This window comes from Archangium violaceum (assembly GCF_016859125.1).
In the GTDB taxonomy this organism is placed as follows: Bacteria; Myxococcota; Myxococcia; order Myxococcales; family Myxococcaceae; genus Archangium; species Archangium violaceum_A.
Genome location: NZ_CP069338.1, coordinates 1798174 through 1811760, shown reverse-complemented (window position 1 = coordinate 1811760; position 13587 = coordinate 1798174). Strand labels below are relative to the sequence as shown.

Below are 13587 nucleotides of genomic sequence, written 5' to 3'. Positions count from 1 at the left end.
CTTACCCCTCAAGGAGAAGTCGCACATGAAGACCTCGCGTTTCGCAGTGCTGTCGCTGGCCGCCGCGCTCCTGGGCGCCCCCGCGCTGGCCGGCAACAAGGTGTCCTTCAAGGACCCGTCCGGTGACGACAACGGCCCCGGCGCCTACAAGTACCCGACGGACCCCGTGTACAAGCGCGGCTCGTTCGACCTGACGGACTTCACCTTCAACAAGAAGGGCGCCAAGGCCGACGTCTCCCTGGGCTTCAACACCACCCTGGAGGATCCCTGGAAGACGGGCTCCGGATTCTCCGTGCAGATGGCCTTCATCTTCATCGACACGGATGGCAAGCCGGGCAGCGGCTCCACCGACTCCCTGCCGGGTCTCAACGTGAAGTTCGCCCCCGAGTTCGCCTGGGAGAAGGTCATCGTCATCTCCCCGCAGGGCTCCTCGCGCGTGAAGGCCGAGGTGGGCAACAAGGCCGGCGCTTCCAAGGACAGCGTCATCATCCCCACCCGGACCAAGGGCTCGGGCCGGAAGATCTCCGCCACCATCGACACCGCCGGCCTGGAGGGCGAGCCCTCCGATTGGCGCTTCCAGGTGCTGGTGCAGTCCAACGAGGGCTTCCCCGCGGGCAATGATCTGCTGACCCGCAAGGTGAACGAGTACGAGGGCCAGCACCGCTTCGGCGGCGGCAACGACGGGGAGTGTGATCCGCACGTGGTGGATCTGCTCGCCGGCGCGGGCAAGGGCGAGGCCTCCGAGGCCAAGGCCCAGCAGGAGATGCTGAGCTACGAGTGCGCCGAGGACGGCACCACCAAGAAGCCGGCCACCCTCACCATGGTGGGCGCCGCGACGAAGCCGGTGGCCGCCGAGGAGCAGAAGTAGTTTTTGAGGTAGTCTTTCCAAACACGAGCATTTCTGCCGGATGGTCGCGCGGGGGGTCGAGTCCTCCGCGCCGGCAGCCGGGAAGCCCCCTTCCCGGTTCGGCTGCAAAAGAGAGGGGAATCACCCATGAAGACGAAGTCCCTGCGGAAGGGCGCTGTCGCCCTGACCGCTGCTGCTACCCTTCTGCCCGCAGCGCCCTCGCTCGCCCAGGAGGCGCCCAAGCTGCAGATCGGCGGTACCACCTATACGAAGTGGCTTTACGGTAATTCGCGTACCCAGGGCGCGCTCTACAATTTCAGCGTCGTGCCGGGCGAAGGTTCTGGAGAGAACGGTATCGGCACCGAGCTCGAGCTGCTGCTCAATGCCCGGCTCTCCAGCGCGGTCGAGGTTCGCGGCCGCATCCACAGCCGCTTCAGCCAGAACTTCTGGTCGAACTTCGGTGGCTTCGGTGGTGGCGCCGGCGACTGCGTCAACGGCGACTGCGGTGAGTTCGATCCGCGCTCCAACCAGTACATCAAGCTGCGCGGCCTCGCCGTCACCCTGACGCCGGGCTACCTCGTCGACTCGGCCACCATCGGCGCCAACGACTTCGGCCAGTTCGACCCGTACGTCGTCGGCCGCATCCGCTACATCGACCGCGACAACGCCTACGGCGTGCTCGTGCAGGGCTCGGCGCTCGAGCGCAGGCTGACGTACGATGTGGCGGGTATCTCGCTGCCCCGTCTCTGGGCTGGCCCCGATTTCGATACGGGAGCGTTCCACACCACGGACGCCTCCTACGTCTTCCAGGGCAAGTATTCCTTCAATGACATGTTCGACGTCGGCGGCATCTTCCAGTATGCCATCGACAACGAGCTGAACACCTCGGACAACAACCTGGACAACGGCCGGGATCTGTTCCCGCGCTACCGCAATGGCGTGGGCGGTCTCAAGGCCGGCTTCCACCTCGGCTCCATCGTGGACCTGAGGGGCGCGTTCTACCGCTCGTACTCGCACGCGGAGAACACCAACTACTTCGGCACCGACAAGGATGATCCGCGCTGGGTACCCAAGAGCTTCGGCCTGAACGGCTACTCGGCGATGCCGGCGGGCAGGCACGAGGACAACACCTGGAAGGTGGACCTCACGCTGAACGATCCGCTGGAGATCGGCCTGTCGCTCAACGCGCAGGCGTTCAGCATTGGCGCGGACTACGTGGCCGTCATGGCCGCTCGGCGTGAGTCGGACGTGCTGCTCACCGAGGGTACCGATGGCTCGTTCGCCTTCCCCGGTCCCACTAACGGTAGCTACGGCGGCACCACCGGCATCGGCTATGGCGGCTTCACGAGCGAGACCCAGCAGGTGGCCACGGTCAACGTGGACAACAGCTTCACCGACTTCGACGAGCCCATGGCCGAGACGGCCATCGGCTGGAAGGGCGTGACGTTCAACCCGGTGTACAGCAACGGCGCGCTGGACATCGCCGGTGAGTACTCGTTCATCACCTACAACACCAACTGGCAGGCCTGGGGCGACGACACCCGGGCCATCAACGACACCGACTACCCCGGCACCGAGCTGACCGCAGGCGTGCTGCACAACTTCCGCAGCGCCTACCAGCCCTTCCAGGACAAGCGGACCCACATCCTGGTGGCCAAGGCCCGCTACTCGCTGGACATCGGCCGTGGCGTGGATGTGTTCGGCAAGGTCAAGTACATCCACGAGAACGACAAGCGCCTGAACGACAAGAAGTACCTGCCCTACCAGGATAATGACTGCGTGGGTGGTGCTGCGTGCAAGGACGCGAAGCGCTACTACGATCCCGAGGGCAAGCACTCCACCGCGGATTTCTTCACCAATCCGGACCTCCTCCCCGGTGGGGGCTACCAGTTCAAGCCCTTCGACGACATCGCCGATGACGACCGCGTGCTGAACTACACCAGCTTCAACCTGGGCGCCGGCTACCAGCTGACCGACGACCTCTACATGTCGCTCAGCTACACCAAGTTCCTGGCGGACCTGAAGGACGGCAACACGGCGCTCCAGGGCTTCAACTGGCACCAGATGGCGTCGGGTCAGCACGACAAGAACCTGATCGCCCTCAAGGCCAAGTACATCCTGGCGGGCGTGGAGTTCGGTCTCGAGGGCCAGTACAACTTCGGCACCTTCACGCCGGACTTCGGCACGGGCTTCACGCCCCAGGTCGCCGATGAGACGATCGCCAAGAACAACAGCGTGCCGGTGGGCTCCAAGGGATTCTCCAGCCGCGAGGGCCGCTGGAACAGCCTGGAGACGCGCAACTTCGAGCACGTGCGTCTCAAGGCCTTCATGAAGGCGCAGTTCTAGTCGTCCGCTTCCAGGTAGTTTGAGAGGGCCCGGTGCGCGCGCTGACGCCGCCGGGCCCCTCGCTTTTTCCCGCCCCCGAGGAACCTCCGCATGGTGCTCGTTCGTCGCTTCTCCCTGCTCCTGTTGCTGGCCACCCTGACCGGCGCCTGCCATGGCGGTACGCGTGGGAGTGCACCGCTCTTTTCCCTGGAGGACCCGCGAGGGGATGACCACGGGGATGGAGAGCTGCGCTACCCACTGCGCAACGACATGGGCCCCGGCACGTTGGACCTGGTGTCCTTCCGAGCCTTCCCCGAGAGCGGCGGCACCCGCTTCGAGGCCACCTTCGCCCGGCCCATCGCCGTGCCCCAGCGGCGCACGGTGGACGCGGCGGGCACCACCCTGGCGGACCAGGCGCGCTTTGGCTTCTACACCTTCAACCTGGATGTGTACGTGGACCAGGACCAACAGGAGGGCTCCGGGCGTACGGACACGCTCCCCGGGCGCCACCTTTCGCTCGCGCCGGGCAGCGCCTGGGAGAAGGCCATCGTCCTCACCCCGCGCCCCTACGAGGCACGCGACGTGCTGCGCAAGCTGTGGCGGAACGCGGCGCTCACGGAGGCCCAGCAGCAGCAGGGCTCGGTGAGCGAGTCGGCCGTGCGGGCCCTGGATGCGCGGGTGGAGCGGCAGATGGAGGAGCGCGTCTTCTTTCCCACTCGCGTGCGCGTCTTCGGCCCCTCGGTGTCCTTCTTCGTCCCGGACAGCTTCCTCGGCGGACAGGCGCAGCCTTCGTGGGGCTACGCGGTGGCCGTGACGGGTGCCACGCTGGAGCGGCGGGTGGAGTTGCCCACGCTCTTTGGTGGCGTGACCGCGCCAGGCCCGCAGGGGCTGATGGTGCTCGGCATCGGACCGGGTGTATCGCAGGAGCGCTTCGGCGGCGGGCGCGTGGGCGGCTCGGCACAGTCCCCGGTGGTGGACCTGCTGGTGCCCGAGGGCGTGCGGCAGGAAACGGTGCTCGGGCCCGAGGCGCCGGGTTGGCCGGCGGTGGTGCCCGCTTCGCCCGCGCTACCGCAGGCGCCAGATGCCAGTGGCGCGGCCGGACAGACTGACGCTCCAGGAGCCTCCGTCCCTCACGAGTGAGCCCACCGAGGGGTCGGCGAAGAGCACCTCGGCCGACTCCGCCTCCAACTCGAAGGGGCCGACTGTGTTGGAGGAGTCGCTCAGGTTGTGCACCACGAGCACGCGCTCCTCCCCGAACGTGCGCAGGAAAGCGAGCGTGGGCGCGCGGCCCTGAGTGGAGGTGAGCAGCTTGAGGCCGCCACGGTCCAGTGCCTCCGAGGCATGGCGGGTCCGGATGAGCGCGCGGTAGCGCGAGAGCAACGAGCCCGAGGCGTTCGACTGCTCGGACACGTTGTTTCTCTCGCGGCCCGGGGAGAAGGGGAACCAGGGCGTGCCGGTGGTGAAGCCGCCCCCAGCGCTCGAGTCCCATGCCATGGGCGTGCGCTTGGCCTCGTCGTTGTTGGTGGTGCCGTTGGCCATGCCCACCTCCTCGCCGTAATAGAGGAAGGGCGAACCTTGCAGGGTGAGGAGCAGCGAGGCCACGGTGCTCAGGTGTCTCTGATCGCCAGCCAACTGCGTGGCCACGCGGACCTGATCATGATTGGTGAGGAAGGGCGCGTCCGCCACGCCCTTGGGATAACGGCTGCGCATCTCCGCCAGCTTGAGGGCCACCCCATTGCCGTCGCCCGTTCGAGCGGCCTTCAGAAGCTCCTCGGCGAGCGGGAAGTTGAAGTTGAGCGGCAGCTCGTCTCCACCGGGCACCTGGTCCGTGGAGCCGTAGTAGGTGGCGATGGTGGGCGTGGTGCTCCAGTTCTCTCCCACCAGCACCGCGTCAGGCTTCACGTTCCGCACGTGCGCGGAGAATTCCTTCCAGAAGGCGTGCGTCTCCGCCGTGTCGGCCTGGCCCAGCAGGCCACCGCCCGTCTCGATGAGGTAGCGCGCCGCGTCCAGCCGGAAGCCATCCGCGCCCTTGCCGAGCCAGAACGAGGCGATGCGCTTGGCCTCCTCGCGCACGGCGGGGGTCTTCATGTTGAGGTCCGGCATGCCGCCCCAGAAGACGCCGTAGTAGTAGGCGCCGTTGAGCCGGTGCCAGGTGGAGCCCGTGGCGAAGGTGTCCCAGGGCGGAGCCCAGTTCGGGTCGGTGTCGCTCCACATGTACCAGTCCCGCTTCGCCGAGGTGCGCGAGGAGGCGGACTCCACGAACCACGGGTGCCGCGAGCTGGTGTGATTGATGACCAGGTCCAGGATGACGCGCATGCCGCGGCGGTGGGCCTCGGCGCACAGGCGCTCGAAGTCCTCCAGGGTGCCGTAGTCGGGGTTGATGCGCTCGTAATCCACCACGTCGTAGCCGTGGTAGCTGGGCGAGTCGAACACGGGCATCAGCCACAGCGCGTCCACGCCGAGATCCGTGGTGGTGCTCGGGTCTCCGTCGTTGAGGTAGTCCAGCCGCGAGATGAGGCCGGGCAGGTCTCCCTTCCCGTCGCCGTTGGAGTCCTGGAAGCTGCGGACGAAGACCTCGTAGAAGACGGCGTGCCGGTACCACTCGTCGCCCGCGGGCGCGGCCAGCTCCACGGGAGGCAGCTGGGCCGGAGTGGGGGTGTTCGGTCCCGAGACGCAGGACGTCAAGACGAGGATGGGAAGCAGACGCGGAAGGCGGGAGCGCGGCATGGGGGCGAGGCTTTAACAGTGCTCTGGTGCCCGTGCCAGTCGCCCCAGGTGAAGGCTCCGGGCTCTGTCTGCTATACGCTGTCATGCACTCCGGCATGCCGTGCCCTCGCGAGGCGGTCGCGCCGGAGTGTTTCCCTTCGCCCCAACAGCTGTCCGGCCGTTCCGTCCCGGGGACGGTGCGTCCGGGCAACAAGGTGTCCCGAATGAGAATTGAAGTTCCCCCCCTCAGAATGCCCCGAAAGGGGGCGCTGCTCGGCGCGCTCGCCTTCCTCTCGGCGGGAACCGTGGCCGCGGAGCCGACGAGCGTCACGCTCGTGGGTTCCGTGCAGACCCCTCTGTCGTGCACCGTGGGTGACGCGACGTGTAACAACTCCCGTCTGGGCTTCGACGCCGAGGACAACGCCTGGCAGGGCGTGTTCACCCTGCCCGCGGGCTCCTACACGTTCCGTGCGGCCGTCGACGAGGGCGGCTCCCTCACGACCTATGGCCAGGGAGGCGCCGCCGACGGCGCCGAGCTCTCCCTGACGCTCAACGCGGAGACGCAGGTCAAGTTCTACTACGACAGCACGACGCACTGGGTCACCACCCGGTTCAACTCCGTCATCGCCGTGGCCCCCGGCAGCTTCCAGAGCGAGCTGGGCTGTCCCGGTGATTGGCAGCCGAACTGCCTGCGCTCGTGGCTGAAGGACGTGGATGGAGACGGCATCTACACCCTGTCCACCACGGCCTTCACGGCGGGCAGCTACGAGGGCAAGGTCGCCATCAACGAGGGCTGGGCGGAGAACTACGGGGCCAATGGTGCGCTCGGTGGTTCCAACATCGGCTTCACCGTGCACGCGGACAACGCCCGTGTGCTCTTCCAGTACGACTCGGTCACCCACGAGCTGGGGATCGACGTGGCCGGTGCGCCCAAGGGGGACATCATGAAGGCCCAGGCGCACTGGGTGTCGAGTGAGCTCCTGGTGTGGAAGCCGAAGGTGATCGCCATTCCGGCGGGGGCGTCCTTCCGGCTGCACTATGACCCCGTGGGCGCGATGAACCTGTCCCCCACGGGCGTCGCGGGCGGCGAGTCCATTCCCCTCACGCTCGAGACGCCAGGGCTGCCCCCGCACATCGCCGCGAAGTTCCCGCACCTCGCGGGCAGGCCGGTGCTGCGCATCGCCGATGCGGACCTCATCAAGGTCAAGGACATCCTCAAGGGGCAGATCGCCCTCTCGCTCACGGACGCCGAGGGCAACCTGCTGGACGCGACCTCGGCGCAGCTCCCGGGCGTGCTGGACGAGCTGTACGCCAATGACGAGGCGCTGGGCGTCACCTGGCACGACGGCGTTCCCTCGCTGAAGCTGTGGGCACCCACCGCCCGGAACGTCATCCTCCACTTGTTCAGTGGCTCCGATCCCTCCGTGCCCGCCGATGCCACGGTGCCGATGACGCTCGACGTCTCCACGGGCGTCTGGAGCCTCACCGGCAACGCGACCTGGAAGGGGTTGTTCTACCTCTACGAGGTGGAGGTGTACGCCCCCACCGCGAAGAAGGTCGTGAAGAACCTGGTCACGGACCCCTACTCGCTGAGCCTGTCCACCAACAGCAAGCGCAGCCAGTTCATCGATCTGGCGGATCCGGCGCTCGCGCCCTCGGGTTGGGACTCGCTGGTGAAGCCCTCGCTGGCGGCGCCCGAGGACATCGTCCTCTACGAGCTGCACGTCCGCGACTTCAGCATCGGTGACGCAACGGTGCCGGCGGAGAAGCGGGGCACCTTCCTGGCCTTCACCGAGTCTGGCTCCAACGGCATGAAGCACCTGCGGCGCCTGAGCGCGAGCGGCCTGACGCACGTGCACCTGCTGCCCGTGTTCGACATCGCGACCGTCGACGAGGACCGCTCCAAGCACCAGGAGCCCGCGGGTGACCTGGCCTCCATGGCTCCCGACTCGGAGGAGCAGCAGGCCGCGGTGTCGGCGGTGGCGGACACGGACGGCTTCAACTGGGGCTACGACCCGTACCACTACACGGTGCCCGAGGGCAGCTACGCGGTGAACCCGGACGGCGGCGCGCGCATCGTCGAGTTCCGCCAGATGGTGAAGGCGCTCGCGGACAGCGGCCTGCGCGTGGTGATGGACGTGGTCTACAACCACACCAACGCCTCGGGGCTGGCGGACAAGTCGGTGCTCGACAAGGTGGTGCCCGGCTACTACCACCGGCTCAACGCCGACGGGAACGTCGAGACCAGCACCTGCTGCCAGAACACGGCCTCCGAGCACGCCATGTTCGAGAAGCTCATGGTGGACTCGCTCACCACCTGGGCGAAGTACTACAAGGTGGATGGCTTCCGCTTCGACCTGATGGGCCATCACATGAAGGCCAACATGGTGAAGGTCCAGGAGCGGCTGCGCGCGCTCACCCTGGAGAAGGACGGTGTGGACGGCTCCCGCATCTATATCTACGGCGAGGGCTGGGACTTCGGCGAGGTGGTCAGCAACGCGCGCGGCGTGAACGCCACCCAGCTCAACATGCCCGGCACGGGCATTGGCACCTTCAGCGACCGCCTGCGTGACGCGGCTCGCGGCGGTGGCCCGTTCAGCGGCCTGCAGGAGCAGGGCTTCATCAGCGGCCTCTGGTACGACCCCAACGCGACCACCTCGGGCAGCGCCGACGAGCAGCGCGAGCGGCTGCTGCATCACATGGATCAGATCCGCGTGGGCCTGGCGGGCAACCTGCGCGACTACACGCTCGTCAACAAGGCGGGTGAGACCGTGAAGGGCTCGCAGGTGGACTACAACGGCCAGCCCGCGGGCTACACGCTGGCGCCTCGGGAGCTCATCTCCTACGTCTCGGCGCACGACAACGAGACGCTGTTCGACGCCGTGCAGCTCAAGGCGCCCGAGTCGGCCGACCTGGATGCCCGCGTGCGCATGCACAACATGGGCTTGAGCCTGGTGGCGCTCGGTCAGGGCATTCCCTTCTTCCACGCCGGTGACGAGCTGCTGCGCTCCAAGTCGTTGGATCGTAACAGCTTCAACTCGGGCGACTGGTTCAACAAGCTCGACTTCACGTACCAGTCCAACAACTGGGGCGTGGGTCTGCCTCCCGCCGCGGACAACCAGGACAAGTGGCCCACGATGAGGCCTCTGCTCGCCAACCCGGCGCTGAAGGTGAGCCCGACGCACATCCTCCAGGCGCTCGAGCACTTCGAGGAAATGCTGAAGATCCGCAAGAGCGCGGCCCTGTTCCGCCTGAAGACGGCCGAGGACGTCCAGGCGAAGGTGCGCTTCTTCAACACCGGCCCGTCGCAGATCCCCGGCCTCATCGTCATGAACATCCACGACGAGGCGGCCACGGACGGCACCACGGATATCGTGGTGCTCTTCAACGCCAACGATGAGCAACAGGTGTTCAACATCTCCGATTACGCGGGCCGCTCCATGCTGTTGCACCCCGTGCAGCAGGCCTCCTCGGACCCGATCGTCCAGACCGCCACGTTCCAGTCGTCCGGCGACTTCCTCGTGCCCGGCCGTACCACGGCGGTGTTCGTGAACGAGCCGGTCATCGCGCCGGATGCGGGCACGGACCCGGATGCGGGCACGGACCCCGACGCGGGAACCACTCCCGGCGCGGACGCGGGGACTGGCAACGGCGGCGGTGGTGATACGGGCGGTGGCTGCGGCGGTTGCGCGGGCACCGGTGGCGAGGCCTTCAGCGCCCTCGCGCTGCTCCTCGGCGGCGTGATGCAGGCCCGGCGCCGTCGGCGGGCGTAGCGCGTCAACCACTCCAGGCATGGGGGCCGACCCTTCCAACGTCGGCCCCCGTGCCGTTCGAGCACCCACCCCATTCCTCCCGCCCGCGTGGTGGGGTAGAGGGGCGGGCATGGACGAGAAGACGCTCACCCGACTGCTCGAGCAGGTGAAGGACGGCAAGGTCTCCGTGGATGATGCCGTGGGCCGGCTCAAGGACCTGCCGTTCGCCGAGCTTGGCTATGCCACCCTGGACACCCACCGCAGCCTGCGCTTCGGCTTCCCGGAAGTCGTGCTGGGCGAGCCCAAGACGGCGGAGCAGGTGCTGGGCATCGTGGGCAAGCTGGTGGAGCGCAAGCAGACGGTGCTGGTGACCCGGCTGCAACCGGACAAGGCCGAGGCGTTGCTGGCCGCCTTCCCCAAGGGCGAGTACCACGCCGTGGCGCGCATCTTCCACCTGAAGCAGGGCAAGCCGAAGGCGGGGACGGTGGCGGTGGTGACGGCGGGGACGAGTGACATTCCCGTCGCGGAGGAAGCGGCCATCACCGCGGAGGCGATGGGGGCCACGGTGAGGCGCGTGTACGACGTGGGCGTGGCGGGCATCCACCGGTTGCTGCGGCGGCGCGAGGAGATTCAAGGCGCGCACGCGGCGGTGGTGGTGGCGGGCATGGAAGGGGCGCTGGCGAGCGCGCTGGGCGGGCTGGTGGGGATTCCGGTGGTGGCGGTGCCGACGTCGGTGGGCTACGGGGCCAACTTCGGTGGCGTGTCCGCGCTGCTGGCGATGGTGAACTCGTGCGCGTCCAACGTGGCGACGATGAACATCGACAACGGCTTCGGAGGCGGCTTCTACGCGGCGCTCATCTCGCGCACGAAGGGCCGGCGCTGAGCCAACAACCATCCTCTCCTCCGGGAGTGGGACGGGGCGGGGTATCCGTCCCCTTGGGAGAATGAACCGTGCGGAAAGTGCTCTACCTGGAGCCGGTGGGAGGCATCGCCGGGGATATGTTCCTGGCGGCGGGCGTCGACCTGGGCGTGTCGCCGGAGGCCATCGAGCAGGCGCTGGGCGGGTTGAAGGTGCCGGGCTGGAGGCTGGCGGTGAGCCGCGCGGTGCGGCACGCCATCAGCGGCACGCACCTGGACGTGGTGCTGGACGAGCGCGAGGCGCACCCGCACCGGGCCTACTCGGACATCCGCCAGCTCATCGAGGCGGCGCCCACGCTGTCGCCCCGGGCGAAGGAGCGGGCGCTGGCGGTATTCCGGGCCATCGGCGAGGCCGAGGCGAAGGTGCACGGGGTGTCCATCGACGCCATCCACTTCCACGAGGTGGGGGCGGTGGACTCCATCGTGGACATCTGCGGGGCGGCGGTGGTGTTGGACCTGCTGGGAGACCCGGAGGTGTACGCGGCGCCGCCTCCACTGGGGAGCGGCACCATCCGGGTGGCGCACGGGAACATGCCCATTCCGGTGCCGGCCACGCTGGAGTTGCTCAAGGACGTGCCGGTGCGCTTCGAGGGCGTGGGCGAGCTGACGACGCCCACGGGCGCGGCGCTGCTGAAGGTGCTGGCGCGCATCGGCCAGCCGCCGCCGGACTTCATCGTGGAGCGCATCGGCTACGGCGTGGGGACGAAGGACTTCAGGGACAGACCCAACGTGCTGCGCGCGTCCATGGGCCGTGCCGAGGCTCGAGCCGAGGGCCTCTGGGTGCTGGAGTCGAACCTGGATGACAGCACGCCGCAGCTGCTCGGGTACCTGCTCGAGCACCTGCTCGGGAAGGGCGCGTTGGATGCGTGGGTGGTGCCCGCGACGATGAAGAAGGCGCGGCCGGGTCATGTGTTGAGCGTGCTGGTGGAGGGAGGCGCGAAGGAGTCGGTGATGGACGTGCTGCTGCGCGAGTCCACCACGCTCGGAGTCCGCGCCCACCCGGTGGAGCGGATGGCGTTGGAGCGGGACTGGGTGGAGGTGGAGACGCCATGGGGCGGGGTGCGCGTGAAGCGTGGCCTGCGCAATGGCGTGGTGCTCAACGCCCATCCCGAGTTCGAGGACTGCCGCGAGGTGGCCGAAGCCGCCGGGGTGCCGCTGAAGCAGGTGATGGCGGCCGCGCTCGCGGCGCTCGGCTCGGGGGCCAGACAACGATGACCCAGCGTTCCAACCTTCCGCTCGACCATGCGCTCCGGATGTTGGGGATGGTCGCCCGTATGTACCGGTGGGCCGAGGCGCGTGCACAGGCTCGCCCGGAGCAGGACCTGAGCCTGCGTCAGCTCAGCGCGCTCTATGCGATCCGGGATGGCATCTCTTCTCCCGGGCAGTTGGCGCGGCGGATGGGCGTCACGCCCGCCGTCGTCACGGGGCTGATGGACCGCCTCCAGCAGCGCGGCTATGTGCGACGCGAGGCCGATCCGAATGACCGGCGGCGGTTCCGCCTGACGTTGACGGAGAGCGGCCTTGCGGTGGCGGACACCCTCGGACAGGCCCTGGGCGAGGAGTTGGCGGCCCAATTCGAGAACATCTCGAAGATCGAGTTGGAGTCACTGGGCCGCACACTGCTCCTGATGGAGCGGGCCATGGGCGCACTGGAGGCGCGCATGCCCACGTCCCTGGCCGAAGGCGCTGGCGAAGCCGACGATTCGTGAGACAACGAGTCTGGGTTTATTCACCCCATGAAAGCTCTCACGGTCCTGGGGCCTTGTGGGCAGGACGCCCGGCAATCCCTCACAAGGATGCGCAAGGGATGGGGGCGAGATCGCCGTAACATGGATGAACGATGACAAAGGTTTCCCAGAGCAGACGTCCGCTGCGCCGTTTCCTCTCCTTCCTGGCCGGGGTGCTGGCCCTCTCCGTGGGGGGCGTGGGCGTGGGCGGTTGCATCTTCTCCGCGCCCACCTGGAAGGGGCCCAGGAGCGATCACTTCGATGGCGAGCGCTTCGTCAACCTGGAGCCTCGCGAGCAGAGGGGCAGCGTCCTGAAGTGGCAGCTGAACCGCGATCCGGGTCCCTGGACGGAGTGGCACGACGTACCTCCCGGTCCGCCACCGCCCGAGCGCGTGGGCCGCGGTGGCCTGCGCGTGACGTTCATCAACCACGCCACGGTGTTGCTGCAGTTGGACGGGCTCAACATCCTCACCGACCCCATCTACAGCGAGCGTTGCAGCCCGGTCTCCTTCATCGGCCCCAAGCGGGTCCGGCCCCCGGGCATCCGCTTCGAGGACCTGCCCCCCATCGACGTGGTGGTGCTCAGCCACAACCACTATGACCACATGGACGTGGCCACCCTGCGGCGGCTCCAGGAGAAGTTCCCCGAGGTGCGCATCTTCGCCGGCCTGGGCAACCGCGCCTTCCTCGAGGACAAGGGCCTGCGCCACGTCACCGATGTGGACTGGTGGCAGGCGTTTCCCCTGAGTCCCGAGGTGACGCTGGTGAGCGCGCGCACCCAGCACTTCTCCAACCGTGGGCTGTTCGATCGCAACGGGACGCTGTGGACGGGCTACGTCTTCCGAGGGCCGCACGGCACCACGTATTTCGCGGGGGACACCGGCTGGGGCCGGCAGTTCACCGAGACGCGGGAGCGCTTCGGGCCCATCCGCCTGGCGGTGCTCCCCATCGGTGCCTACAAGCCCGAGTGGTTCATGTCCCCGGTGCACATCTCTCCGCACGAGGCCGTCCGGGCCAGCGAGGACCTGGGCGCGCGCTACAGCGTCCCCATCCACTACGGCACCTTCCGCCTCGCGGACGATGGCGAGATGGAGCCGCTGGGGGACCTGGGGCGCGCGCTAACGGAGCGGGGAGAGACCGCGCCCGAGTGGTGGGTGCTGGGCTTCGGCGAGGGGCGGGACGTGCCGCCGGTGGTGGGTGCCTCCGTCCCCGTGCTCCCAGTGACAACTCCGTAGACAAACGCTCTCGGAGCGGGTTCGCGGTCTGAGAAATCCAGAAATCGAGAAGTAAGAGGCTCAGCTGTGAGGTTGGC

General features: G+C 67.9%; 9 protein-coding genes. 8 read left to right on the top strand and 1 reads right to left on the bottom strand.

Annotation, left to right across the window (positions count from 1 at the left end; all coding sequences use genetic code 11):
• The first annotated feature begins 25 nt into the window (after positions 1-25).
• The 3 genes from JQX13_RS07625 (at position 26) to JQX13_RS07615 (ending at position 4312) form a co-directional block, all read left to right on the top strand.
• A complete protein-coding gene (locus JQX13_RS07625; protein ID WP_203408386.1) occupies positions 26-868 on the top strand; it encodes a glucodextranase DOMON-like domain-containing protein in 843 nt (280 codons plus the stop codon).
• Between the two features lie 126 nt (positions 869-994).
• Positions 995-3193, top strand: coding sequence for a hypothetical protein (locus JQX13_RS07620; protein ID WP_203408385.1), 2199 nt, complete (start codon positions 995-997; stop codon positions 3191-3193).
• Between the two features lie 90 nt (positions 3194-3283).
• Entirely contained in the window at positions 3284-4312 is a 1029-nt protein-coding gene (locus JQX13_RS07615; protein WP_203408384.1) for a glucodextranase DOMON-like domain-containing protein, read from the top strand.
• On the opposite strand, the gene JQX13_RS07610 is transcribed toward JQX13_RS07615, so the two are convergent.
• Positions 4238-5899, bottom strand: a complete 1662-nt coding sequence (locus JQX13_RS07610; RefSeq protein WP_203408383.1) for an alpha-amylase family glycosyl hydrolase — start codon at positions 5897-5899, stop codon at positions 4238-4240. The two genes, JQX13_RS07615 and JQX13_RS07610, sit on opposite strands and share 75 nt — an antisense overlap.
• Positions 5900-6129: 230 nt before the next feature.
• Between JQX13_RS07610 and pulA the strand changes: the two genes are divergently transcribed.
• The 5 genes from pulA (at position 6130) to JQX13_RS07585 (ending at position 13510) form a co-directional block, all read left to right on the top strand.
• Complete coding sequence (pulA, locus tag JQX13_RS07605) at positions 6130-9651, top strand: pullulanase-type alpha-1,6-glucosidase (protein ID WP_203408382.1); 3522 nt, start codon at positions 6130-6132, stop codon at positions 9649-9651.
• A gap of 109 nt (positions 9652-9760) precedes the next feature.
• On the top strand, positions 9761-10513 hold the full coding sequence (gene larB, locus JQX13_RS07600; RefSeq protein ID WP_203408381.1) for a nickel pincer cofactor biosynthesis protein LarB: 753 nt from the start codon (positions 9761-9763) through the stop codon (positions 10511-10513).
• A 68-nt stretch (positions 10514-10581) separates the two neighbouring features.
• A complete protein-coding gene (gene larC, locus JQX13_RS07595) occupies positions 10582-11763 on the top strand; it encodes a nickel pincer cofactor biosynthesis protein LarC (protein ID WP_203408380.1) in 1182 nt (393 codons plus the stop codon).
• On the top strand, positions 11760-12257 hold the full coding sequence (locus tag JQX13_RS07590) for a MarR family winged helix-turn-helix transcriptional regulator (RefSeq protein ID WP_203408379.1): 498 nt from the start codon (positions 11760-11762) through the stop codon (positions 12255-12257). Before larC ends, JQX13_RS07590 begins: the two co-directional genes overlap by 4 nt.
• Before the next feature lie 131 nt (positions 12258-12388).
• Positions 12389-13510 (top strand): MBL fold metallo-hydrolase, encoded by a 1122-nt coding sequence (locus JQX13_RS07585; RefSeq protein ID WP_203408378.1) that lies wholly within the window; start codon positions 12389-12391, stop codon positions 13508-13510.
• Positions 13511-13587: the final 77 nt, after the last annotated feature.

What these genes read in the sequence shown, in the direction of transcription:
- pulA (WP_203408382.1), top strand. Translation starts at nt 6,130, where the DNA reads ATGCCCCGAAAGGGGGCGCTGCTCGGCGCGCTCGCCTTCCTCTCGGCG.
- JQX13_RS07625 (WP_203408386.1), top strand. Translation starts at nt 26, where the DNA reads ATGAAGACCTCGCGTTTCGCAGTGCTGTCGCTGGCCGCCGCGCTCCTG.
- JQX13_RS07585 (WP_203408378.1), top strand. Translation starts at nt 12,389, where the DNA reads ATGACAAAGGTTTCCCAGAGCAGACGTCCGCTGCGCCGTTTCCTCTCC.
- JQX13_RS07620 (WP_203408385.1), top strand. Translation starts at nt 995, where the DNA reads ATGAAGACGAAGTCCCTGCGGAAGGGCGCTGTCGCCCTGACCGCTGCT.
- JQX13_RS07615 (WP_203408384.1), top strand. Translation starts at nt 3,284, where the DNA reads ATGGTGCTCGTTCGTCGCTTCTCCCTGCTCCTGTTGCTGGCCACCCTG.
- JQX13_RS07590 (WP_203408379.1), top strand. Translation starts at nt 11,760, where the DNA reads ATGACCCAGCGTTCCAACCTTCCGCTCGACCATGCGCTCCGGATGTTG.
- JQX13_RS07610 (WP_203408383.1), bottom strand. Translation starts at nt 5,899, where the DNA reads ATGCCGCGCTCCCGCCTTCCGCGTCTGCTTCCCATCCTCGTCTTGACG.
- larB (WP_203408381.1), top strand. Translation starts at nt 9,761, where the DNA reads ATGGACGAGAAGACGCTCACCCGACTGCTCGAGCAGGTGAAGGACGGC.